Raw genomic sequence first — 21,824 nt, 5'->3', positions numbered from 1 at the left:
GGTGCCCCTATCTCGCATAAGGAAAACACATGTACATTGGCATCGATCTGGGCACCTCCGGCGTTAAAGTCATTCTACTGGCTGAAAACGGGCAAGTGATTGCCAGCCAAGGTGCTGCGTTATCCGTCTCTCGCCCACATCCTTTATGGTCAGAACAGAACCCTGCTGATTGGTGGCAGGCGACTGATCACGCCATGCAAGCTCTTGCCGCGGAGCATAATTTACAACAGGTCAAAGCCCTCGGCCTAACTGGGCAAATGCACGGCGCAACCTTGCTGGACCACCAGCATCAAGTGCTGCGTCCCGCCATTTTATGGAATGATGGTCGCAGCTTTTCCCAATGTTTGGCGCTGGAAAAAGCAGTACCAGAATCACGCCAAATTACGGGTAATTTGATGATGCCGGGTTTTACCGCGCCGAAGCTGAAATGGTTGGCGGAACATGAGCCAGATATGTTCAATCGTATCGATAAGGTGCTGTTACCAAAAGATTATCTTCGTTTTCTCATCAGTGGCGATTTTGCCTCTGATATGTCCGATGCCGCCGGAACAATGTGGCTCAATGTTGCCAAGCGCGACTGGAGCGATGAAATGCTGGCGGCCTGTGGCCTTAATCGCCAACACATGCCGACCCTATTTGAAGGCAGCCAGATTACCGGCCATGTCAGTGCTGATATAGCACGCCGTTGGGGAATTAAACAGGTGCCTGTCGTTGCAGGCGGAGGTGATAATGCTGCCGGTGCCATCGGTGTTGGGTTATACCAAACCGGGCAAGCCATGTTATCGCTGGGTACATCAGGCGTCTATTTTGCGGTCAGTGATGGTTTTCTGAGTAACCCTGCTAGTGCAGTGCACAGTTTTTGTCATGCATTGCCAAATACCTGGCATTTGATGTCTGTCATGCTAAGTGCGGCATCCTGTCTGGATTGGGCTTGCCAGCTCACTGGCGTGGAGAGTGTTCCAGCACTCATTGAAGCCGTGGAAAATACGCCTTCCGCCAGCACGCCCGTGTGGTTTCTGCCCTATCTCTCCGGTGAACGGACTCCCCATAATAATCCGAATGCTAAAGGCGCTTTCTGGGGCTTTACTCACCAACATGGCCGAGCAGATTTGGCCCGTGCGGTGTTGGAGGGCGTAGGATTTGCCTTAGCCGATGGGATGGATGCTCTGCATGCCAGTGGATTGCAGCCCAAAGCGGTCACATTAATTGGCGGTGGTGCACGCAGCTCCTATTGGCGGCAAATGCTAGCAGATATCAGTGGCCAGACACTGGAGTATCGCACCGGAGGTGACGTTGGCCCAGCCTTGGGTGCCGCTCGGTTAGCGCAAATTGCCCTGAATCCAGATATTCCATTAGCCAATTTATTACCACCATTACCACTGGAACAGACCCATTATCCTGATGCACAGCGGCACCGCGATTATGCCGCTCGTCGGAGCACGTTTAAAAAGCTCTATCAGCAATTACTGCCATTATGTGAGTAGTGGTTCTGAATCTGGTCTCTTTTACTCCCTATGATGGCCGGATTTGGCATTCCACTTAACATAAAACACGGTGATGATGGCCCTCTACCTACACGGCGGAGGGCCGAAAATGACTCACAGTGCACTACTTATCATTGATGTCCAACAATCGTTTGAACATAAAGATTTTTGGCAGCAGCAAGATTTACCTGCATTTTCTGCGGCCTTAAACCAGCTTATCGCTGGGTGTAAGCTGCGAGGTGTCGCTCTGGTGGATGTCTTTCATGTGGCGGCTGAAGGCCCGTTTTCTCTGGCTTCCGGCTATGTTAAGCCCATGTCACTGGTGTCCCATCAAGCAGATGTTACTGTGCAAAAACGGGTACATAATGCGCTGACAGATTCAGGGCTGGATCAATGGCTCAAGGAGCGGCATATCAATCATCTGATTATTGCCGGAATGCGCACCGAACAATGCTGCGAAACGACGGCTCGCGTGGCATCAGATCTAGGCTATCAGGTGACGTTTGTCACTGAAGCGACGCTGACCTTCCCTATGACCCAACCGAATGGCGTAATACTCAGCAGTGAAGAATTGAAGCTACGCACTGAAACGGTGCTCGTTGACCGGTTTGCCACCCTTAAAAGTGTTGCCCAAACCTTGGATGCGCTGGATTCACAACCGCCTATTACAACCAATGAAACACCAATCAGTTGGCAACCACAGCCTTACTTGCCCAGATCCATTACGCCTGCGGGAATTAAAAATCTTAATCGCTGGCAGTTGAAACGCTATGTCATTCGTTATTCGCAGGCCCAAGGGGCGGTACCCGATTACACTCCGGCTTATCAACTCGTTAAACAGTGGTTACCTAATGAAGCTGAAACGGTAAATCGCCCCGGAGTGGGGTTGGTGATTGAACATCAAGGCAAAACGCTGAATTACCTGATTGTCGGATGGTGGGATAACGAAAATGAATTGCGCGTAAAAGTCTGGGTACAGGAGCACGGAATTTGGCGCGCAGCACGAGACGAATCTTTCTGTGTGTGGGATTTGCAAGTAATCGCCTTTGAACGCGATGCTTTTGTTGATACTTTGCTACAGCCTATCCCAGATATTCTGGCTTATATGAACCGTTATCTGACGATAACTGTGGATTAATTATGCAACGAAATGTCTACTTTCTCTTGCTGCCCGGCGTGCTATCGCTGGATTTAACCGGCCCTGCTGAAACTTTGCGGTTGGCTGGGGCGTTTACACTTTCCTATATCAGCCCGTTACCGGAAGTGATGTCATCTACCGAGATGATGTTGGGCCAGCTACAACCACTCCCCGATAGCTTGCCAGAAGGTAGCTTGTTGGTGGTGCCGGGAGTGAGTGATTCGCGCCACTATTTTGCCACCGAAACGGCTGGCGTGGCTCGCCAGTGGTTACAGCAACAGAAAGCAGCCATCGCGCAACAAAAAAACATCTTAGTTTGTGTCTGTTCTGGTGCGCTGTTAGCCGCCCAAGCCGGATTACTGGATGGTTACCAATGCACCACCCACCATCATGTGTTGGAGCGATTGCGCCAACAAGCGCCACGCGCGCAAACCAAAGAGAATCGGATTTTTGTTGAAGATCGTGGGGTGTATACCAGTGCTGGGATTACGGCGGGGATTGACCTATCTTTGCACCTGATTAGCCGCTATTGCAGCCCACAGACGGCATTGGAAGTGGCGCGGGAAATGGTGGTTTATTTTCGCCGCTCTGGTGATGATCCACAGCTTTCTCCTTGGCTCCGTTATCGTAATCATCTTCATCCCGCGGTTCACCGCGCGCAAGATGTGATGTCGGCAGAACCCCAAGCGGAGTGGTCGCTGCTTGATGTTGCGCAAAAAGCCCATGTCAGTAGCCGCCACTTAACCCGACTATTCCGGGAACATGTCGGGATCAGCGTGCGCGAGTTTCACGAACAATTACGGGTAGCGGTAGCGGAAGTTCGGTTACAGGAAGGATTAACACTGGAGAAGGCAGCACTGGCGGCCGGGTTCTCCTCCGGTCGCCAATTACGTCGCGCGCAACAGCGTGGATTGGTTGTGGTTAACTGACCAAACGCCGCTTATCAATGCGCTGCAACCCCATCGATAATAACGTACTCAATGCCAGTGCAAGCGCAAAGACATAGAAAATGTCCAAGATTGGATAGGCGGTAAAATCGTAATGATGGGTGCGGATAAAATGAATAATCAGCGCGTGGAACCCATAAATCGCCAATGAATGCCCAGCAAGCCAGCTTAACCAAGCAACAGGTCGATTCAGACAATTTTTAAACCACACCAACAGTGATACAGCAGCAACAAAAACCAGCGGGCCACAATACATATAGAAAGTATCTGCAAAGCTGCCATTAATTCGCGTCTGTTTCTCCGTCGAAATGGCAATCAATATAACGCTCACTATAAACAGCGATGCGGCCCCCCAACTGATGGCTCGCCCTTGAGTATCCAGCATCCCTATTGCCCGCCCCAACAGCGCATACAACAGGTAGTAGAAAGTATCGCCGTAAATATAGAGATTTATTGGTAGTAAATGGAAGTCGCCCATCGAGTATTTACTGGTTTGTGGGTTAGCCAGCACGGCCAACAGCAAGATGATTACCGCCAGATAGCGTCCCGATACCGGCTTGACGTTAATCAACGGTGAAACCAGATAGACCACGATAATGGCGTAAAAAAACCACAAATGATAAAACACCGGCTTTTGCAGAATATTGTTCAGGGAAGCCCAACCATTGATGGAGGTCAGGGTCGAAATGTAAATCAGCGCCACTACGCTATAGAACAACAAGCACAGCCCGATGCGGGTAAAATGCTTTGATTGCGCGCTTTTTTCACCAAAGAACAGATAACCAGAGATCATAAAAAACAACGGAACACAGGCACGAGAAGCCGAATTCAATAAATTGGCAATGTCCCAATTGGTTTCCCCTACCAGCGCACCGCTGGTGACGTAATAGGTTGTGGCATGGATCATAACCACCATAATGCAGGCCACTGCGCGCAAATTATCAATCCAGCCAATCTTATTGGTCATGCATACTCTCTATCACTCGAGTTATTTTCTTGTTATTTAGGATGCCAATCATCAGGCTGCAAACAATAACGTAAATTGAGTGATATACACAAAGTAAATGGTATTGCAGCTAGCATGTCCGCAACATCAAGTCCGTAAGGAGGGTTGCTATACTTGAACATTGACGGCAAAATAGCCGTCCCGACATGCTCTGACTGTATATCCTGCCTGAGCAGTCCCATTTTTTTGTTTACTATTAATAGCTTAATCTATGCAAACTTCATTTTCACCCGCGACGCGTTTAGGTCGGCGGGCGCTTTTATTTCCCTTGTGTTTAGTGTTGTTCGAATTTGCTGCGTATATTGCCAACGATATGATTCAGCCCGGAATGCTGGCCGTAGTGGCTGATTTTAACGCCAGCGTAGAGTGGGTTCCGACATCCATGACGGCTTATCTGGCAGGCGGTATGTTCTTGCAATGGCTGCTTGGCCCGCTGTCGGATCGCCGTGGGCGACGTCCGGTGATGCTGGCTGGAGTCGCATTCTTTGTTGTGACATGCCTGGCTATTTTACTGGTCAATACCATCGAGCAATTTATAGCCATGCGTTTCCTGCAAGGAATTGGCTTGTGCTTTATTGGTGCAGTGGGTTACGCCACGATTCAGGAATCATTTGAAGAGGCGGTCTGTATTAAAATTACCGCGCTAATGGCAAATGTGGCATTAATCGCCCCACTACTTGGCCCACTGGCCGGGGCAGCACTGATTCATGTTGCGCCGTGGCAGACAATGTTTGTGCTATTTGCTGTGCTGGGAGCCATTTCGTTTGTGGGTTTGTGGCGCGCTATGCCAGAAACTGCCTCGCGCAAAGGGGAAAAACTGTCCGTGGGGGCCATGTGGCACGACTATAAACTCGTGCTCGCCAATCGCCGCTTCCTATGTGGTTCTCTGGCGTTGGGCTTTGCCAGTCTGCCGTTGCTGGCGTGGATTGCACAATCCCCGGTGATTCTGATTAGCGGCGAGCAACTCTCAACGGTTGAATACGGTATCTTGCAGGTTCCTATTTTCGGTGCGCTGATTATTGGCAACCTGACACTGGCGAGATTGAGCGGTAAAACCAGCGTTCCACAGCTTATCCGCTACGGCGCAGGCCCGATGATTGTGGGATTGATGATTGCCGCAGGCTCTACACTCTATTCATCTCATGCCTATCTGTGGATGACTGCCGGGCTGAGTCTCTATGCCTTTGGTATTGGTTTGGCGAATGCCGGATTAGTCCGACTGACTCTATTCTCCAGCGAGATGAGTAAAGGCACTGTATCAGCCGCCATGGGGATGATCAGTATGATGGTCTTCACTTTTGGCATTGAGTTTGCCAAAGTCGCCTATCTGTGGGGCAACAGCGGCATCTTTAATCTGTTCAATCTGATCAGTGGATTACTGTGGCTGGGCTTGGTGGTGATATTTATTCGCCGTCAGCCAAAGACATTGGCAGCGGAGTAATTTCAGAAATAGTCTACCGACATAATACAATGGCCTATATTGATGATATAGGCCAACCTATCTGGATTGATTAACGCAGTGACAACCACTGGCGAAGACGGTTTCTTGCCCAGATAATTTCGATGATGAAAACAAGGCTGTCATTAATCTTTTAGATCAATAGATTTTAGTCTATTGGAGCAAACAATCCGCGGTCGCGCAGTAAATGGTCATTGCCCCGGCGTCGGGTAAATCCACTGCGGTCAAAGAATTCGAGAATCTGAATAGCCAACTTGCGGCCAACCCCCAGCCGATCACGAAAGTCTGAAGCACTGGTGCTGCCTTGGCTGGCATCCAACTCACGGACCAAATCAGCAAACTGCTCAATCCTCTGGCTTAGGTAATAGCGATCTGGAACAATTGCCGTGATAAAACCCAGTTGCGCCGCTTTTCGCAACAGGCTCCGCATCTCACCTTCATCGATTTGCAGTGCCGTGGCTAAATCCCGTACCCACCACGGTGAGTCAGTAAAATAAGGTGCGACTTGCTGCCATAGCCCCTGTTCTTGCTCTGTGAATGCCAAACCATGCTGTGGTAGATGCAGCCAGCCTCGGGTATTTTTTAATTTTCCCTCCGCCAGCAAAGTGTCAATCAAGCGAAAAACCAACGCTTCATCCAGTGTCGGCAAAGCCATACGCCGTAAACGCGCCCGCCCTAGCCCCAATTGATCACTATGTTGCTGATGATACAAACATAAAACATGCAATAGGGTTTGCTGTGCCTGTTGGGCATGAGGAAATGACAGCGCGATATCACCCGCCACAATGCTATTGGTGCTTGCCAGTAATGTGGCCGTATCACTCTCTTTCAGCTGACGCGCCCAGCTGAATTTTCGTAAAGAAACTGGCCCCTGCGTTAAATGCAAATCCAACACTTCACGATCACTCGTTGCCTGTGCCAGCTCGGTGAGCCAAGTTAAAAATGCCGGTTGCCGCTTACCCCGTTTAGGTACGGACAAATGAATGATCCGCGCACCACCCAATGTCTTTTTCGCCGCGATATCCCGCAGGATCACCCGGTCATTTTCAGCCAGCCAGAGTGGGTTATCCAGCAACAGTTCGGCCAGCACCCATTGAGGTTTCCCCTCCTCAAACTGTGAATTGTTGAGCAGCGAAAAGCGCCCGGTAATATGGCTGGCTGCATGATGCAAATGTAGCGGTTGCCAATGTTGTATCGGTGCGTCTGCATCAACGACAACCAGCACGCGATCAACCACCTCTGGCGGCCGCTGCGCCAGCAACCAATCGCCACGGTTAACCTGCTGCTTACTGATATCACCACTAATATTTAGAGCAATACGCTGGCCGGCTCGCGCTTGCTGGGTATTTTGGTTTTGGGCGTGGATGCCTCGCACCCGCACCGGGCAATCACCACCGGTGAGCCATAATGTATCCCCCACCGCGACCTTGCCTGCCAACGCGGTGCCTGTTACCACTAAACCGGCCCCCTTAACACTAAATGCGCGGTCGATAGCCAAACGAAAGCATCTTTGCAACCGGTCATCATCTTCATCTTGCTGATAACATTGCGCTAAATGTTCTCGCAATTCGTTGATCCCACGGTCTGCCACTGCCGCAGTAACAAACAGAGTGACGCGTTCAACCTGCCAACCTTGTGCCACCAGTTCCGCCATGACTTGCTGGCGAACCTGCTCAATACGCTCGCCATCAACTCTATCCGCCTTGGTTAGCGCCACGGTGAGTGTCGGATGCCCACTCAGTCGTAAAATAGCCAGATGCTCGCGGGTTTGTGCCATCACGCCATCATCACAAGCGACCACCAGCAAGGCATGATCGATGCCACCTACGCCAGCGAGCATATTGGCTAAAAACTTTTCATGGCCAGGAACGTCAATAAACCCAATGATGGTGCCATCAGGCTGTGGCCAGTAAGCATAGCCTAGGTCAATCGTCATCCCGCGCTGCTTTTCTTCCGGTAGACGATCAGCATTGACCCCGGTAATCGCCTGTAAAAGCGTCGTTTTGCCGTGATCAACATGACCCGCTGTGGCAATAATCATAGTGCCAGTTCCCTGAGCAATTCGGTTTCATCTTCAAGACAACGCAGGTCCAGCCACAAACGCCCGTCAGCAACACGGCCAATGACGGGTTTGGCTAGCCCACGCAAGCGCTCCGTTAGCGCCTCTAAAGCCCGCCCACTCCCCTCTTTGGGCGTAAAGGTCACCGCCCAACTGGGTAATCTATCGACGGGCAATGAACCACTACCAATCTGCGATGAACAGGGCTCAACAGCCAGAGTAAAATCAGTATAGTAACCAGCCAGTCCGGCCTGCACTCGACGGGCGCTCTCGGCAATGGCCTCTGCCGGGCGTGTCAGTAACCGCATGGTCGGTAATTGTTCAGTCAATCGGTCTGGTTGCTGATAGAGACGCAAAGTCGCATCCAGTGCAGCGAGAGTCATTTTATCGGCCCGCAGTACTCGTTTAAGGGGATGCTGTTGTAATTGCTCAATCCACTGTTTTTTGCCTAGAATAATCCCCGCTTGAGGGCCACCCAGCAACTTATCGCCGGAAAAAGTCACCAAATCGACACCCGCCGCAATCAATTGTTGTGGCATAGGTTCGGCAGGCAGGCCATAGCAGGTCATGTCGATAAGTGAACCGCTGCCCAGATCAGTTGCGGTCGGGATGGCAAACTCGCGTCCTAACGTAGCCAGTTGCTGCTCTGCAACCGAGGCAGTGAAACCCTCAATGCTGTAGTTACTGGTATGAACTTTCATTAGCAGGCCAGTATGTTCATTGATAGCCTGACGATAATCTTTCAGATGAGTACGGTTGGTCGTCCCCACTTCCACCAGTTCACAACCCGCCTGACGCATCACATCAGGAATGCGAAAAGCGCCACCAATTTCAACCAATTCCCCACGAGAAACCACTACCTGTTTCCCGGCTGCCATCACAGTTAACATCAGGAATACTGCCGCGGCATTGTTATTGACGATGCAAGCATCCTCAGCCCCGGTCAGTTCACAAAGCAAGTCAGCCACCGCCCGATCACGATGGCCCCGCCGCGCGCCACTTAACGAGTATTCCAACGTCACTGCGCCACGCATCGCGTCATCCACAGCAGAAATGGCTGATTCAGCCAACAACGCACGGCCTAAATTGGTATGCAAAACTGTACCGGAGAGGTTAAAGACAGGTTTTAGCGCGGGCTGGCGTTGGCTTAACCGTCGACGTAGAGCAGCAGGCCAATCTGTACACCAGTCAGGCAATGTATCGAATTGGCGGATATGATCCCGTGCCTCTAATTGTAACTGGCGTAGGGTTTCAGCCAATAGAACAGAGCCATACTCCGCCACCAAAGATGCCATTTCAGGCTCGTGCAGCAGGCGATCAATTGCCGGTAACTGACGGTATAACAGATGTGATTCTGCGCTCATAGTCACTCTGGGATTAGTGATAGTGAGGTCAAAAGAGCACCTAGTAGAGCTAAGTACTCTGACGGATAAATTAGTGCATTATGCTTAAATAAGCCGCATATGACACTAACACTAGGTATCAAGATGATAACTTTACCATCAAATACACTCACCTGCTGTTGATTGGGGAAAAGTTTAGATCAACAAGATGTTGTTATAATGAAAAACAATAAGCTGTATTGGAGTAATCAATACTCATACATTATTATCTTAGTGGATGACATTAGTGCGAAAATTAAACAATAACAATATAAAACATATAGATATGTCATCATCAAGATAAGAGTTTACTGGGGAAATAAAAAGAAATGACTAAAAGTCATCTTAAACATCTTTTGACATGAAATGTACCAACTTGTTTCTTTTCTTAACCCCTGCACAATCTTTGCGAAAAATAGCTACCTTTATTATATTCTTAGCTACCACAAAGCTAAAACTTGAACGATAATTGAAGTTGACTACATTCCCCCACCGTTTAAAATACCTCACTTTCATCGCTGGATTAAACTAATGCAAGGTAGTTCTATACAAGTCGCCCTCAAAGATATTACTGCTGCAATAAGACGTTTCTCATTAGTAGGAATGCTTGGTTGGCAGGACGTAAGACAAAGATATCGCCGCTCAACATTAGGTCCCTTCTGGTTGACCATCAGTATGGGGGTAATAATCGGTACTATTGGTATCGTATTCGGCTCTATCTTCAGAGCACCACTTTCTGAGTTTTTACCCTTCCTTGCTTGTGGCATGATTCTTTGGACTTTTTTCACTACAACAATAAATGAGGGTTGTGCTGGATTTATAAGTGCAGAACGCATTATTAAACAACTTCCCATTCCCTTGTTTGTACATATATTAAGAATACTTTGGCGTAATATTCTTATATTAGGTCACAATATTGTCATCCTTCCATTAGTATTTTTAGCTGTTGGTAAGCCATTAACATTATATGCTTTTCTAGCGATCCCGGGGTTTATGTTAACAGCATTAAATTTAACATGGATGGCACTTGTTTTAGGGATATTGTGTGCAAGGTATAGAGATCTTCCCCAAATTATTGCCAGCCTTCTAAATGTAATATTTTATTTCACGCCAATAATGTGGATGCCTCATTTAGTCCCAGAAAGGGTCGGGGTATATATACTAGGTTTAAATCCTGTGTTCCATCTGATAAATATTGTCCGCGCACCATTACTTGGTCAGTTACCTGGCGTTGCTAGCTGGGGTATATCACTTGCTCTTGCGGTACTTGGATGGTCATTCGCACTTATAGTTTACGGGCGCTATAAGCGTCGAATTGCTTACTGGTTATAAGAAGACTTATATATGGCTTTTGTTGAATTCAATAACGTTTGCGTAGACTTCCCTATTTACAATGCCGATGGTCGTTCATTGAAAAAACGATTATTACAAGTGGCCACTGGGGGGCAATTAGGTTCGGATCAACAAGGAAGAGTTGTTGTTCGTGCAATTGATAATTTGTCATTTGTACTGAGAGATGGTGATCGAGTGGGTCTTTTAGGACACAACGGTGCGGGCAAAAGTACACTTCTTCGTCTGTTAAGTGGAGCATATGAACCGTCATCGGGCACAGCAAAAACTTCAGGCGAGATTGGTTCATTGATTGATATTTCTCTCGGGATTGATGCTGAGGCAACGGGTAGAGAAAACATTTACCTCCGAGGTGGTTTATTAGGTCGTTCTCGCGCTGAAATCACTGCTCGACTAGATGAAATTATAGAATTTTCGGAATTAGGTGATTTCGTTGATATGCCGGTACGGACATACTCTACTGGTATGCATTTACGTTTGGCTTTTGCTGTTTCAACAATTGTTCGGCCAGAAATCTTGTTAATGGACGAATGGCTTTCTGTTGGAGATGAAGGATTTAAGCAAAAGGCAGAGACTCGATTAGGGGAAATGGTGCAAGCGACTAATATTTTAGTTATTGCATCTCATTCTAAGAGTCTGGTAATGAAAACCTGTAACCGGGCGATATGGTTAGAACATGGGAAAATTTTCATGGATGGAGATGTCGAAGAAGTTTGTTCTCGCTATTTTGGTTAACAAAATATTATGGGGAATGTACACTTATGGCAATTACATCCGAATTATGTGAGTTTGTCGCGACCGCGACTTCACAGGCATTGCTTGAAAAAAAACCTTCATGGGTTAGTGGAAATATCTCAGAACTTGACCAGCTATTAGTGATAGGTCTCACCAAACTAACACGCCCCAAAAAAGTGGTAGAAATCGGTATTGCCAGTGGCTGGAGCGGATGCAGTTTTATAGAAGCCCTAGAAGCAAATAATCAATCAGCCGAATATATTGGTATTGACCTTTCCCCAAATTATTATCTTGATCAATCTAGGGCCACTGGAGCAGCAATTTCAGAGTTATTCCCTAATACCTCAATTAACGTTAGGCTTTTGCTTGGATCTTTCGCTGTAGATTTACAAAAAGAGATTGGTAAAGGTGTTGATTTAGCATTTATCGACGGGGACCATATGCACCCTTGGGCGATATTAGATCTTTTGTCGTTAATGCCAATATTAAGTCCATCTGCATATGTACTAATACACGATTTAAATCTTTCTACATACGAACGACATAATCAGACCAATAGAGGCCCGAAGTATTTGTATGAATGTTGGCCATTCGAGAAACTTCATTCCTCGCAAAATTTGCCTATGATTGGTGCCGTTAAAATGCCACAACAAGTTGATGATGAATTTCTTTTACTCCTACTGAATACAACCTATACACCATGGGAGACAAGAATTGACCCTTCAATTCTTGTAAAGATATCTTCTTCTATAGGACGTGAGTTTGGTTCTAGCTGGGAGAAAAAGTTTCAACGGGCATTTGACCAAATGAACTTGAACACAACAAATTTTTCGAAAGATAATGATCATCAAAATTTTATTGAGGAACTCATACGTATTGTTTCTCGTAACCCAAACTCGCCCGCCCATTTAGAAATGTTACATTCTGCTACCTTAGTTTTCCCAAAATCAGCTAAACTATTCCACCAGTTATCAGTATTACAATATAGAGCAGGCAATATTGAGGGTTCATTAACATCATCATTACAAGCCATCAACATATGTGATACAAATACACATTTTATTTCCTTTCTTGGGGAGATATATTTAGCTTTAGGTGATCTGAAAGAGGCTGAAAAATATTTACAACAAGCGATTCTCTTACAGGAAAACGTTTCTATTTTTCACTATCGCCTTGCATTAATGTACGAAAAATCCGGTCTTTTGAATGAAGCGATTACTGCTGCGCGTAGGGCTAATCAATTAACATCCAATAATCCTGATTTTGAAAAGCTGCTTCGACGTCTTTCAGACTAACAACGATCACCGAACACCTTTGGGAATATCCGAATAGCTGTACTAAATAGATAAATAATTACGTTACGTTATTAATAATTTTTATTGCATTTATTTTTTGATTATTAAATCAGGATATTATGAAAAAAATAGTACATATCAAGATTTCTGACTCCGGTTGGATCCTTGAAAAACTCGCGAGTGAAATAACCAATCGATTACCCTACGTTAGCTTTGGTCTCGATACTGATAGCTCCGCTGAAATTCAATATTACATGACATATGGATGTCGGCAAGACAGAGTTTCCCCTATTGAAGTCGCGTTATTTACACATAAAGAACACGTACAGGCGGCGGCAGAAAAATTTGATTCTGTGGCATCAGAAGTTGATTTCTGCATAGCGCAATCTCTAGCAACAGAAGAGATAATCCGCAAAACTGGCCTGACAAATGTGCAAACTATTTCACCTGGGGTCGATTTAAACCATTTCACTCCAATTGTTCGTATAGGGATCGTTGGCCGAACATATCATACTGGCCGCAAGGGTGAAAACCTAGTTGCACAGGTAATGGATATTCCAGGTATTGAATGGTATTTCACCGGCTCTGGTTGGCCTGGCCCAGCCCATTTTATCGATGATAATAAACTCCCAGAATTCTATCGCTCACTTGATTATATACTCGTACCAGCATTAATTGAGGGTGGCCCTATGTGTGTGCTTGAAGCACTTGCAAGCGGCTGCAAAGTTATTGCTTCGCCCGTAGGCTGGGTTCCACAATTTCCACATATTGAATTTAAACTGGGTGATGCTGATGATTTACGCCGGGTTCTGCTGCAAGTTCTTGATGAGAAGCTGGCATTAAGAAGAAGTGTTGAAGGCTATACTTGGGAGTCATGGGCTAATAACCATCACAACCTTTTTAGTCAATTGCTAGGACGAGATCCCAGTTTAGAAAAAAATAAAAATCAACCACAGATACTAAATACTAAAATGAAAACTGCTAATACGACCAATAAACTCAGCGCACTAGTTGCAGTCCATGGTCAAGAAATGACGGCCTCATTAGGTGGCCCTTCTATACGGGCACCGAAAACAGTCGCTGCGTTACGTAGTATTGGCTTAACAGCTGACTTTATTTCGAATCGCAATTTCTCTGTAGATAATGTTGATATCGTGCATGTTTTGAACGTTTGGCATCCAACAGAATGTGAAGTATTACTCAGACAAATAGAGAAAAACAATCGTCCCTCAGTACTGTCCCCTATATTCCTCGACCTCTCTGAGCTGAATTTTTACAACATCAAAGTTAGACAAATCCTGTCAAATAATGAAGATCTCAGCAGTGTGAATAAAGAGCTTTCCGCTTTACGCCATGAGATCACTGCTCATCGGAATAAGCCGATGATGGAACGTGAACCTCTTCCAAATTATTTTGCATCTGTTCGCCGCTTGGCTTCTTATGCTAACCATTTAATTCTACTAAGTGAGCTTGAGAAGAACTTACTTGAAAAAATTGGTGTTTCACACCCTTCAGTAAGTATAGTCAAAAATCCTGTAGATGCTTCGGTATTTAACAACGGTGACCCACAATTATTCAGAGAACTAATCGGAGTAGAGGATTATGTACTTTGTGTCGGTAGAATTGAATCAAGAAAGAATCAGGCATTACTTGCGCTAGCATTGCGAAACACCAATGTCCCACTTGTCCTCATCGGTCATGAAGCAGATTCCAAATACGCCGATTTAATAAGAAAATGGGGCGGAGAAAATGTTATCTTTGCTGGCCGGATCGAGGCAAATAGCCCAATGCTAGCTTCAGCATTTGCTGGCGCAAAAGTATTCTGCTTACCTTCCTGGAGTGAAGGCGCACCATTAGTTGCTCTTGAAGCTGCTGCTGCTGGATGTAATATGGTTCTGAGCAACCGCTCGTCTGAATCAGAGTATTTTGGTGATTTAGCTCGCTATATTGAACCTGCAGATCCGGATGATATACGTGCAAAAATTTTAGATGCGTGGAATGACTCTACAGCACTTAAATCTGCTCGTTCAGAGCAACTTAAAGAAAAAATGCGTACTCAACACAGTTGGGAAAATTATGCAATACAGACTAAAGATGCTTATGAGTCAGCATTAAAAGTAGAAGCAAATAAACCATTATCATTACCCACTGTTGGACAACGAAATAAACGTATTTTTGTCGATCTAACCACAATGGCCCACCATAATGCTACGCCGACAGGTATTGCTCGCGTTGAAAGCCGTTTGGCAAATGAACTGCATAAATATTATGGTGCTGAAATACATTATATTGTTTGGAACTCATTCTATCGTAAGTTTATTGAAGTCAGTTTCTCTGAGTTTGAAAATGGTAATATTAGAAACTTTGCTGGCAAAAAAAATCCTAGCACTAACAATAGCATTCCGCGTTCTGCCTGTAGTTTTCAAAAAGATGACGTATTGCTCGTCTTTGGTGGAGCATGGATAAGAAATACTCACTATTTAAAAGATCTACGAGCATTTAAATTGATGTTTGGCGTAACACTTGTCACAACAGTTTACGATGTCATTCAACATAAGCTGAAATTCTTATTCCCTGAAGGAGTTGGAGATCAGTTTGCGGTAAATTGCCGTCAAATACTCTCGATTTCCGACATGGTACTAACCTGCTCTGACCAAAGCCGTAAAGATATTGTAGATTTCTGTCTTGAAACTCAGACACCATTGTGTCCAATTTCTGTTTTCAGATTAGGTGATGAGGCTGTTTATTCTAATCCAACTCCGAATATTGAACTTCAGAGAGAAGGACTTACAGATTTAGCAAGTGATGACAAATTTGTTATGTTTGTTAGCACGATTGATGTGCGAAAAAATCATGCTCTCTTGCTGATGTTATGGAAAGGTTTGATCAGCGAATATGGTGATGCAGTTCCTAAGCTCGTTTTGGTTGGTGGTGTGGGTTGGCGTGGCGAAGAAGCGATAAGTATCCTTAATGATAACCCAACTCTCAAAGATAAAGTCCTGATGTTGCATGGTATAGAAGATTCAACTTTAGATTGGCTTTATACAAATTGTCTCTTCACCGTCTTCCCTTCCCGTTATGAGGGTTGGGGATTGCCAGTTGCTGAAAGTTGTAGGTATGGTAAGTTTTGTATTTCTTCAAATGCGGGTTCATTACCTGAAGTTGCACCAGGTCATGCTGAATATATAGACCCTCTGGATTGTATTGCTTGGTATAAAGCATTACAAAAGTATTGCTTTAATCCTGAATTACTGGCTGAGAAAACTAAATTAGCACAAAGTTATAAGCCAACATACTGGCACTCCACTGCAAAACAAGTCATTGAATCAATTGATGATATACATACAACAGAACGTATGTCTTCGCTCAGTATTGGCGATAAAATTAGCTTTAGCCGTAACCCTAAATCTAACTCGTTGAAAAGTGATAAATTTACTCTCAAAGGTTGGTCTAACAACGAGACTGATGGTACTTGGACTGTCGGAAAGCAAGCGATACTAGGCTTTCAATTTGATCAAGCTAGTAAGAATAATTTAGCTTTAAGTTTCAATGCGTTTGGTTATGTTCCAGCAGGTGAAGCTATCAATGTTACCGTACTGGTTAATGATGTCACTGTCGCAAAATGGGTTGTTGATGGTGTGGCATCAGATTTATTGGCACCAATACCTTTATCCATTCTGCAATCGTCACATAACCTTAAAGTCGAACTTAAGATAGATAATCCTAAATCCCCTACACAATTTGGCGCATCCGATTGGCGTTCACTGGGGCTACATGTGCGACATATGACTCTGCTCCAGCAAAAAGAAACGTCTACAATGCCATTGTTGTTATCAACGGTCATTGCAGAAACACCTGTTATTGTTACCCAAAAACCAAGTATTGCACATAAGATCAAAAATCGATTGAGAAGGCTCAATAATACAATTAATAGCATGAAATAACTGAACTTATCTTGGATAAACCGATGAGTTTGGAAAACACATTACTCCACATGCGAATAAAATGCAGTGGAGTAATGCGTCATTCTCACCATGGATAAATTCAATGTTCTTGGCATCTCAGTATAGATTTTTGGGATTTACGCGTTAGGAATGAATAAATGAAAGTACTTGTAACTGGCTCTGCTGGCTTCATTGGTTCTGCTTTGGTGATTAGACTATTAAAGCGGGGTGATACTGTTATAGGAATTGATAATCACAATGATTATTATGATCCTGCAATCAAAGAAGCGCGCCTTGCAAGGCATATAAAACATCCAAACTACACTCATTTACGTGTTGACCTTGCTGATCATTTAGCTATTCAAGATTGCTTCGCGACACATAAACCACAACGAGTGGTAAATTTGGCAGCGCAAGCAGGCGTCCGCTACTCCATTGATAACCCACTTGCCTATATTAATAGCAATATCCTTGGCTTTGCGCATGTTTTGGAAGGATGTCGTCACAATGCTGTAGAACATCTTGTTTATGCTAGTAGCTCAAGTGTTTATGGGGCAAATACGTCAGTCCCCTTTTCTGTTCATCAGAATGTAAATCACCCTCTTAGCCTTTATGCAGCGACCAAAAAGTCGAACGAATTAATGGCACATACCTATAGTCACCTATATGGATTGCCAACCACTGGCCTGCGCTTCTTTACAGTATATGGCCCATGGGGACGCCCTGACATGGCCTTATTTAAATTTACTAAAGCCATATTAGCTGGTGAACCTATACAGATATTTAATCACGGAAAACATCGTCGTGACTTTACCTATATTGATGACATTGTTGAAGGTGTAATCCGCGTATTAGATAACCCAGCCCAAAAAGATAAACAGTGGAATAGCGACATTCCTAATCCCGCGACCAGCAAAGCACCTTGGCGCATCTATAACATTGGTAATAACAAGTCTGAAGAATTAATGGACTATATTGCAGCATTAGAAAAAGCTCTGGATAAAAAAGCCAAGAAAGAGTTACTACCATTACAGCCAGGGGATGTTACTGATACTTATGCCAATATTGACGATTTCGTCGAAAATTTTCATTACACTCCGAAGATAGAAATTGATGAGGGAATTGGATATTTTGTTGATTGGTATCGTGATTACTTCAAATGATTGAAGTGGTAAAAACATAGAATTATAGGTTTTTATATTAATTATTCGTTGCTCGTGTAACTTGGAATATTGATTGTGAAAATTGCTATAGCAGGAATCGGTTATGTCGGTCTATCAAATGGTATTTTACTGTCACAACACCATGAAGTCGTGGCTTTGGATATCATTCCAGAAAAAGTTGCGATGCTTAACCGTAGAGAGTCAGTAATTGTTGATACGGAGCTGCAAGATTTTTTAAAAAATAAACAGCTTAACTTCAGAGCGACCTTGGATAAGCATGAAGCCTATGAGGGGGCAAGTTATGTCATTATTGCAACCCCAACTGATTATAACCCTGAGACAAATTATTTTAATACCAAGTCTATTGAGGCTGTCATTCAGGACGTTATGGCGATTAATCCTGATGCGGTAATGATTATCAAATCAACTGTACCAGTAGGTTATACAGCAAAAGTAAAAGAAAGCCTTGGTTGCGATAACTTGATCTTCTCGCCTGAATTCCTGCGTGAAGGGCTTGCCCTGTATGACAATTTACACCCTTCTCGTATTGTTGTTGGGGAGCGTTCGAAGCGAGCCGAAGTTTTTGCTAATTTATTAAAAGAGGGTGCAGTTAAGGAAAACATACCAACTCTATTTACTGATTCTACTGAAGCTGAGGCGATTAAGCTCTTTGCAAATACCTATTTGGCTATGCGGGTTTCCTATTTTAATGAGCTGGATACTTACGCCGCGTCACATGGATTAGATACTCGTCAAATTATTGATGGTGTCTGCCTCGATCCTCGAATTGGGACGCATTATAATAATCCATCTTTCGGCTACGGCGGCTATTGCTTACCTAAGGATACGAAGCAACTCTTGGCAAATTACTGCCATGTCCCACAAAATCTTATTAATGCGATCGTACAGTCGAACACTACGCGAAAAGATTTTATTGCAGCTGATATTTTACGGCGCAACCCCAAAGTTGTTGGCATCTATCGTCTTATCATGAAAAGTGGATCTGATAACTTCCGGGCATCAAGTATTCAAGGGATCATGAAGCGCATTAAGGCCAAGGGAATTGAAGTTATCATCTATGAACCGACACTCAATGAAACAGAGTTTTTCAACTCTCGAGTATTGACTGACTTAGATAAATTCAAGAAAGAGTCCGATCTCATCATCAGTAACCGGATGCGTGATGCATTAAATGACGTGAAAGACAAAGTTTATACTCGCGACCTATTTGGCGATAATTAACAAGTGGCTATTTGATTGTGCTGAAAACAAAATATTCAGCACAATCAATACTAATGGATAGCGATTACTCGCCAGGGAACAAAAACGGATTGATGCTGCTGCGAGCAAAACCTTCGCCTTCCATCTTGGCATCGAGAATCAGCGAGGCCAGATCATCGGCGACAGCTTCTACCTGCGGATCTTTTTCCTGATACAAAATCTTCAGGTAAGTGCCACAATCGCCACAGCTTTCGGCTTTCACCGCAGCCAGCTCACTGTCCAGTGACCAGTAGTTCAAATCACGCGTTTGTTCGCAGTTACTGCATTTAATCCGTACTACATGCCACTCGCTTTCGCACAAGTTACAGTGCAAATAGCGCAAACCATTGTTAGTGCCAATATGTACCACACTGGATACCGGAATGCTGCCGCATACAGGGCAGAATTGACGGTGTTCACCATACTCAGCCCGTGCTTTTCCGGGGATTTGGCTGGCCATCTGCGCCCAATACAGCGATAACGCGGCCCAGATAAATGGCGCTTTTTCGCTGCCGATTTGCCCAAATTCGCGATTTAGCAGGGCATCGGCGTACAGTTCTAGCTCGTGCACTGAAGACTTATCCAGATTATCCAGCACCGCCAGAATATGGTCGGGCGCATCTGGGCGCAGCTCAGCAATTAGCGCTGACAGTAACTTGCGCCAATGTTCGGTACGAGGGAAAACGCTTAAATCCAATGGTGGCTTACCGCTGGCCGCAGATTGTGCCAACTCCGCTTGCATATCCAACACCAGCGGATGGTCATGCAGCGCTTTTTGCTGTGCTTGCGTAATCTTAGCCGCAAAATCCAAATAGTCAGCGAGTGGATTATCCAACGCTAACTGCTGCAAACGCTCGGTACGCCGGGTATACAGGCTTTTTAAATTCGCGAAAAGTAACGGCGGGATATTCCCCGCCGTTGTACCTTTTTCGCGCTGCTGCCCAAGTTGATCTTTAGGGACAATGCGAATACTCATCAGGGTTTCTCTTCCTGTTTTTTCTGAAGCTGCCTTTTGGCGCTAACCTCACGATACCAACGCGGGTGGTGCTTTTTAGCCCATGCATCAGGGACCCAGCCTTCCACCATCGCGGTAATCGTGCCTTTCACCCACAGGGCGGCATAGATATGCACCATAATCACGATAATCAGTCCAACTGCCGCCAGAGAATGCACCAGCAGAGCCAGACGAATCAGCGGGATTGGGAAAGAAGGCGCAAAGTAAGGCCGCCAAATGACTACGCCACTGGCCAGTAACAATACCAGACTGATAATAGCAGCCCAGAATACGCACTTCTGACCAAAATTATAGCGTCCAGTGTCGCCCACTTCCTCATTCAAGGCAATTTTGTGGATATTTTTCGCCCACTCCAAGTCTTCCTTGTTGATCAGGTTGTGTTTCCAGTAACGGAAAAACATGATCAGGAAGGCAGCGAACATAATCACCCCGGCAAAGGGGTGAAGGATACGCGCCAACTGAGGAGTACCAAAAATATTCATCAACCAGTTAAATGATGGGAAGAAGAACCCTAATCCACTGATAGCGGCCAACATAAAGCAGAAGGCAACTATCCAGTGGTTGATTCGCTCCGGCGCACTATAGCGCTGGATCCGCTTTTCTTTTTTCATTTCCGCGTCTCCCCGTCGTCTGAGTGTTCAGCGGTTGTCTGCTCTGCTTCCTTGGCGGTAGTGTCAGAAGGCGTGGAGTCCGGTTTATGCTCTTCGTCCTCTTCTTCCTCAACCCGGTTCGGGCCAACACCAACATAGTGGAAGATACTGGCCGCAAAGGTAGCAGCGAAACCAATAGCTGCCAGCGGTTTCCAGATCCCTTTCCAGAAGGTCACTGTTGGGCTGATAGTCGGGTTCTCCGGCAAGCCGTGATAGAGCTGGGGCTTATCCGCATGATGCAGAACATACATCACGTGAGTGCCACCAACACCCGCAGGGTCGTATAACCCAGCGTTATCAAAGCCACGGGTTTTCAGTTCCGCCACTCGGCCTGCCGCCACTTCTTTCATCGACTCTTTAGTACCAAAGTGAATCGCCCCGGTCGGGCAGGTTTTCACACAAGCAGGTTCTTGGCCGACACCAACGCGGTCAACACACAGGGTACATTTGTACACTCGGTTGTCGTCTTTGTTCATGCGCGGCACATCAAACGGGCAACCCGCGATGCAATAACCACAACCGATGCAGTGCTCTGACTGGAAATCGACGATGCCATTAGCGTACTGAATGATTGCCCCTTCCGACGGACAGGCTTTCAGGCAGCCCGGGTCAGCACAATGCATACAGCCATCCTTACGGATCAGCCATTCCAGCTTGCCGCTCTCTTCGTCTTCAACTTCGGAAAAGCGCATCACTGTCCATGATTTGGCTGTCAAATCGGCGGGGTTATCGTACACCCCGACGTTATAGCCCACTTCATCACGGATATCGTTCCACTCTGAACACGCCACCTGACAGGCTTTGCAGCCAATACAGGTAGTGACGTCGATAAGTTTCGCCACCTCTTCCTGATGGTTACGATCCTGTGGCGGCGGCGTAAGGGAGTTGGTGCCGGAGCGCCGGATAATGTCTTGAGTTTGCAGTGACATAGGTTCTC

The 21,824-nt window shown here is 45.7% G+C and carries 16 protein-coding genes; 10 read left to right on the top strand and 6 right to left on the bottom strand.

Annotation, left to right across the window (positions count from 1 at the left end):
* The first annotated feature begins 29 nt into the window (after positions 1 to 29).
* From xylB to ACIOG0_RS00250, 3 genes are all read left to right on the top strand, one after another.
* Positions 30 to 1,484, top strand: coding sequence for a xylulokinase (gene xylB, locus ACIOG0_RS00260; RefSeq protein WP_050140066.1), 1,455 nt, complete (start codon positions 30 to 32; stop codon positions 1,482 to 1,484).
* A 109-nt stretch (positions 1,485 to 1,593) separates the two neighbouring features.
* Positions 1,594 to 2,622, top strand: coding sequence for an isochorismatase family protein (locus ACIOG0_RS00255; protein WP_050295643.1), 1,029 nt, complete (start codon positions 1,594 to 1,596; stop codon positions 2,620 to 2,622).
* 2 nt (positions 2,623 to 2,624) lie between these two features.
* The gene (locus ACIOG0_RS00250) at positions 2,625 to 3,551 is read left to right on the top strand and encodes a GlxA family transcriptional regulator (RefSeq protein ID WP_050099439.1); all 927 of its coding nucleotides are present in this window, start codon (positions 2,625 to 2,627) and stop codon (positions 3,549 to 3,551) included.
* Here ACIOG0_RS00250 and ACIOG0_RS00245 read toward each other — a convergent pair.
* Complete coding sequence (locus ACIOG0_RS00245) at positions 3,544 to 4,536, bottom strand: acyltransferase (RefSeq protein WP_128451722.1); 993 nt, start codon at positions 4,534 to 4,536, stop codon at positions 3,544 to 3,546. The genes ACIOG0_RS00250 and ACIOG0_RS00245 overlap by 8 nt on opposite strands.
* Before the next feature lie 250 nt (positions 4,537 to 4,786).
* Between ACIOG0_RS00245 and ACIOG0_RS00240 the strand changes: the two genes are divergently transcribed.
* Positions 4,787 to 6,016 (top strand): MFS transporter, encoded by a 1,230-nt coding sequence (locus tag ACIOG0_RS00240; RefSeq protein WP_050099437.1) that lies wholly within the window; start codon positions 4,787 to 4,789, stop codon positions 6,014 to 6,016.
* A gap of 166 nt (positions 6,017 to 6,182) precedes the next feature.
* On the opposite strand, the gene selB is transcribed toward ACIOG0_RS00240, so the two are convergent.
* Together selB and selA are read right to left on the bottom strand one after the other, a co-directional pair.
* Positions 6,183 to 8,075 (bottom strand): selenocysteine-specific translation elongation factor, encoded by a 1,893-nt coding sequence (gene selB / locus ACIOG0_RS00235; RefSeq protein WP_128451721.1) that lies wholly within the window; start codon positions 8,073 to 8,075, stop codon positions 6,183 to 6,185.
* Entirely contained in the window at positions 8,072 to 9,457 is a 1,386-nt protein-coding gene (gene selA, locus ACIOG0_RS00230; RefSeq protein ID WP_050140070.1) for an L-seryl-tRNA(Sec) selenium transferase, read from the bottom strand. Before selA ends, selB begins: the two co-directional genes overlap by 4 nt.
* A 549-nt stretch (positions 9,458 to 10,006) precedes the next feature.
* Between selA and ACIOG0_RS00225 the strand changes: the two genes are divergently transcribed.
* The 6 genes from ACIOG0_RS00225 to ACIOG0_RS00200 all read left to right on the top strand — a co-directional run bounded on the left by ACIOG0_RS00225 (position 10,007) and on the right by ACIOG0_RS00200 (position 19,204).
* Positions 10,007 to 10,807 (top strand): ABC transporter permease, encoded by an 801-nt coding sequence (locus ACIOG0_RS00225; RefSeq protein ID WP_050099434.1) that lies wholly within the window; start codon positions 10,007 to 10,009, stop codon positions 10,805 to 10,807.
* 12 nt (positions 10,808 to 10,819) lie between these two features.
* The gene (locus ACIOG0_RS00220; RefSeq protein WP_050099432.1) at positions 10,820 to 11,560 is read left to right on the top strand and encodes an ABC transporter ATP-binding protein; all 741 of its coding nucleotides are present in this window, start codon (positions 10,820 to 10,822) and stop codon (positions 11,558 to 11,560) included.
* 26 nt (positions 11,561 to 11,586) lie between these two features.
* Positions 11,587 to 12,855, top strand: coding sequence for a class I SAM-dependent methyltransferase (locus ACIOG0_RS00215; RefSeq protein WP_050140071.1), 1,269 nt, complete (start codon positions 11,587 to 11,589; stop codon positions 12,853 to 12,855).
* Positions 12,856 to 12,974: 119 nt separating this feature from the next.
* The gene (locus ACIOG0_RS00210; protein ID WP_050295638.1) at positions 12,975 to 16,799 is read left to right on the top strand and encodes a glycosyltransferase; all 3,825 of its coding nucleotides are present in this window, start codon (positions 12,975 to 12,977) and stop codon (positions 16,797 to 16,799) included.
* Between the two features lie 158 nt (positions 16,800 to 16,957).
* Positions 16,958 to 17,962: an NAD-dependent epimerase gene (locus ACIOG0_RS00205; RefSeq protein ID WP_128451720.1), complete on the top strand. Its 1,005-nt coding sequence runs from the start codon at positions 16,958 to 16,960 to the stop codon at positions 17,960 to 17,962.
* 75 nt (positions 17,963 to 18,037) lie between these two features.
* Entirely contained in the window at positions 18,038 to 19,204 is a 1,167-nt protein-coding gene (locus ACIOG0_RS00200) for a nucleotide sugar dehydrogenase (RefSeq protein ID WP_050099426.1), read from the top strand.
* Between the two features lie 64 nt (positions 19,205 to 19,268).
* Here the strand turns inward: ACIOG0_RS00200 and fdhE are convergent, their stop codons facing one another.
* Genes fdhE through fdxH form a run of 3 tightly spaced genes read right to left on the bottom strand, consistent with a single transcriptional unit; the run spans position 19,269 to position 21,816 of the window.
* A complete protein-coding gene (fdhE, locus tag ACIOG0_RS00195) occupies positions 19,269 to 20,198 on the bottom strand; it encodes a formate dehydrogenase accessory protein FdhE (protein WP_050295635.1) in 930 nt (309 codons plus the stop codon).
* Positions 20,198 to 20,848, bottom strand: a complete 651-nt coding sequence (fdoI, locus tag ACIOG0_RS00190; RefSeq protein WP_050099424.1) for a formate dehydrogenase cytochrome b556 subunit — start codon at positions 20,846 to 20,848, stop codon at positions 20,198 to 20,200. The genes fdhE and fdoI overlap by 1 nt, the downstream gene beginning before the upstream one ends.
* Positions 20,845 to 21,816, bottom strand: coding sequence for a formate dehydrogenase subunit beta (fdxH, locus tag ACIOG0_RS00185; RefSeq protein WP_050099423.1), 972 nt, complete (start codon positions 21,814 to 21,816; stop codon positions 20,845 to 20,847). Before fdxH ends, fdoI begins: the two co-directional genes overlap by 4 nt.
* Between the last annotated feature and the right edge of the window lie 8 nt (positions 21,817 to 21,824).

This window comes from Yersinia vastinensis (assembly GCF_044905075.1).
Classification (GTDB): domain Bacteria; phylum Pseudomonadota; class Gammaproteobacteria; order Enterobacterales; family Enterobacteriaceae; genus Yersinia; species Yersinia vastinensis.
The sequence above is the reverse complement of the archived record's forward strand: the minus strand, read 5'-3'. Positions and strand labels throughout refer to the sequence as shown.

Excerpts from the sequence above, each read along its gene's own strand:
- xylB (WP_050140066.1), top strand. The coding sequence starts at position 30 with ATGTACATTGGCATCGATCTGGGCACCTCCGGCGTTAAAGTCATTCTA.
- ACIOG0_RS00255 (WP_050295643.1), top strand. The coding sequence starts at position 1,594 with ATGACTCACAGTGCACTACTTATCATTGATGTCCAACAATCGTTTGAA.
- ACIOG0_RS00250 (WP_050099439.1), top strand. The coding sequence starts at position 2,625 with ATGCAACGAAATGTCTACTTTCTCTTGCTGCCCGGCGTGCTATCGCTG.
- ACIOG0_RS00245 (WP_128451722.1), bottom strand. The coding sequence starts at position 4,536 with ATGACCAATAAGATTGGCTGGATTGATAATTTGCGCGCAGTGGCCTGC.
- ACIOG0_RS00240 (WP_050099437.1), top strand. The coding sequence starts at position 4,787 with ATGCAAACTTCATTTTCACCCGCGACGCGTTTAGGTCGGCGGGCGCTT.
- selB (WP_128451721.1), bottom strand. The coding sequence starts at position 8,075 with ATGATTATTGCCACAGCGGGTCATGTTGATCACGGCAAAACGACGCTT.
- selA (WP_050140070.1), bottom strand. The coding sequence starts at position 9,457 with ATGAGCGCAGAATCACATCTGTTATACCGTCAGTTACCGGCAATTGAT.
- ACIOG0_RS00225 (WP_050099434.1), top strand. The coding sequence starts at position 10,007 with ATGCAAGGTAGTTCTATACAAGTCGCCCTCAAAGATATTACTGCTGCA.
- ACIOG0_RS00220 (WP_050099432.1), top strand. The coding sequence starts at position 10,820 with ATGGCTTTTGTTGAATTCAATAACGTTTGCGTAGACTTCCCTATTTAC.
- ACIOG0_RS00215 (WP_050140071.1), top strand. The coding sequence starts at position 11,587 with ATGGCAATTACATCCGAATTATGTGAGTTTGTCGCGACCGCGACTTCA.
- ACIOG0_RS00210 (WP_050295638.1), top strand. The coding sequence starts at position 12,975 with ATGAAAAAAATAGTACATATCAAGATTTCTGACTCCGGTTGGATCCTT.
- ACIOG0_RS00205 (WP_128451720.1), top strand. The coding sequence starts at position 16,958 with ATGAAAGTACTTGTAACTGGCTCTGCTGGCTTCATTGGTTCTGCTTTG.
- fdhE (WP_050295635.1), bottom strand. The coding sequence starts at position 20,198 with ATGAGTATTCGCATTGTCCCTAAAGATCAACTTGGGCAGCAGCGCGAA.
- fdoI (WP_050099424.1), bottom strand. The coding sequence starts at position 20,848 with ATGAAAAAAGAAAAGCGGATCCAGCGCTATAGTGCGCCGGAGCGAATC.
- fdxH (WP_050099423.1), bottom strand. The coding sequence starts at position 21,816 with ATGTCACTGCAAACTCAAGACATTATCCGGCGCTCCGGCACCAACTCC.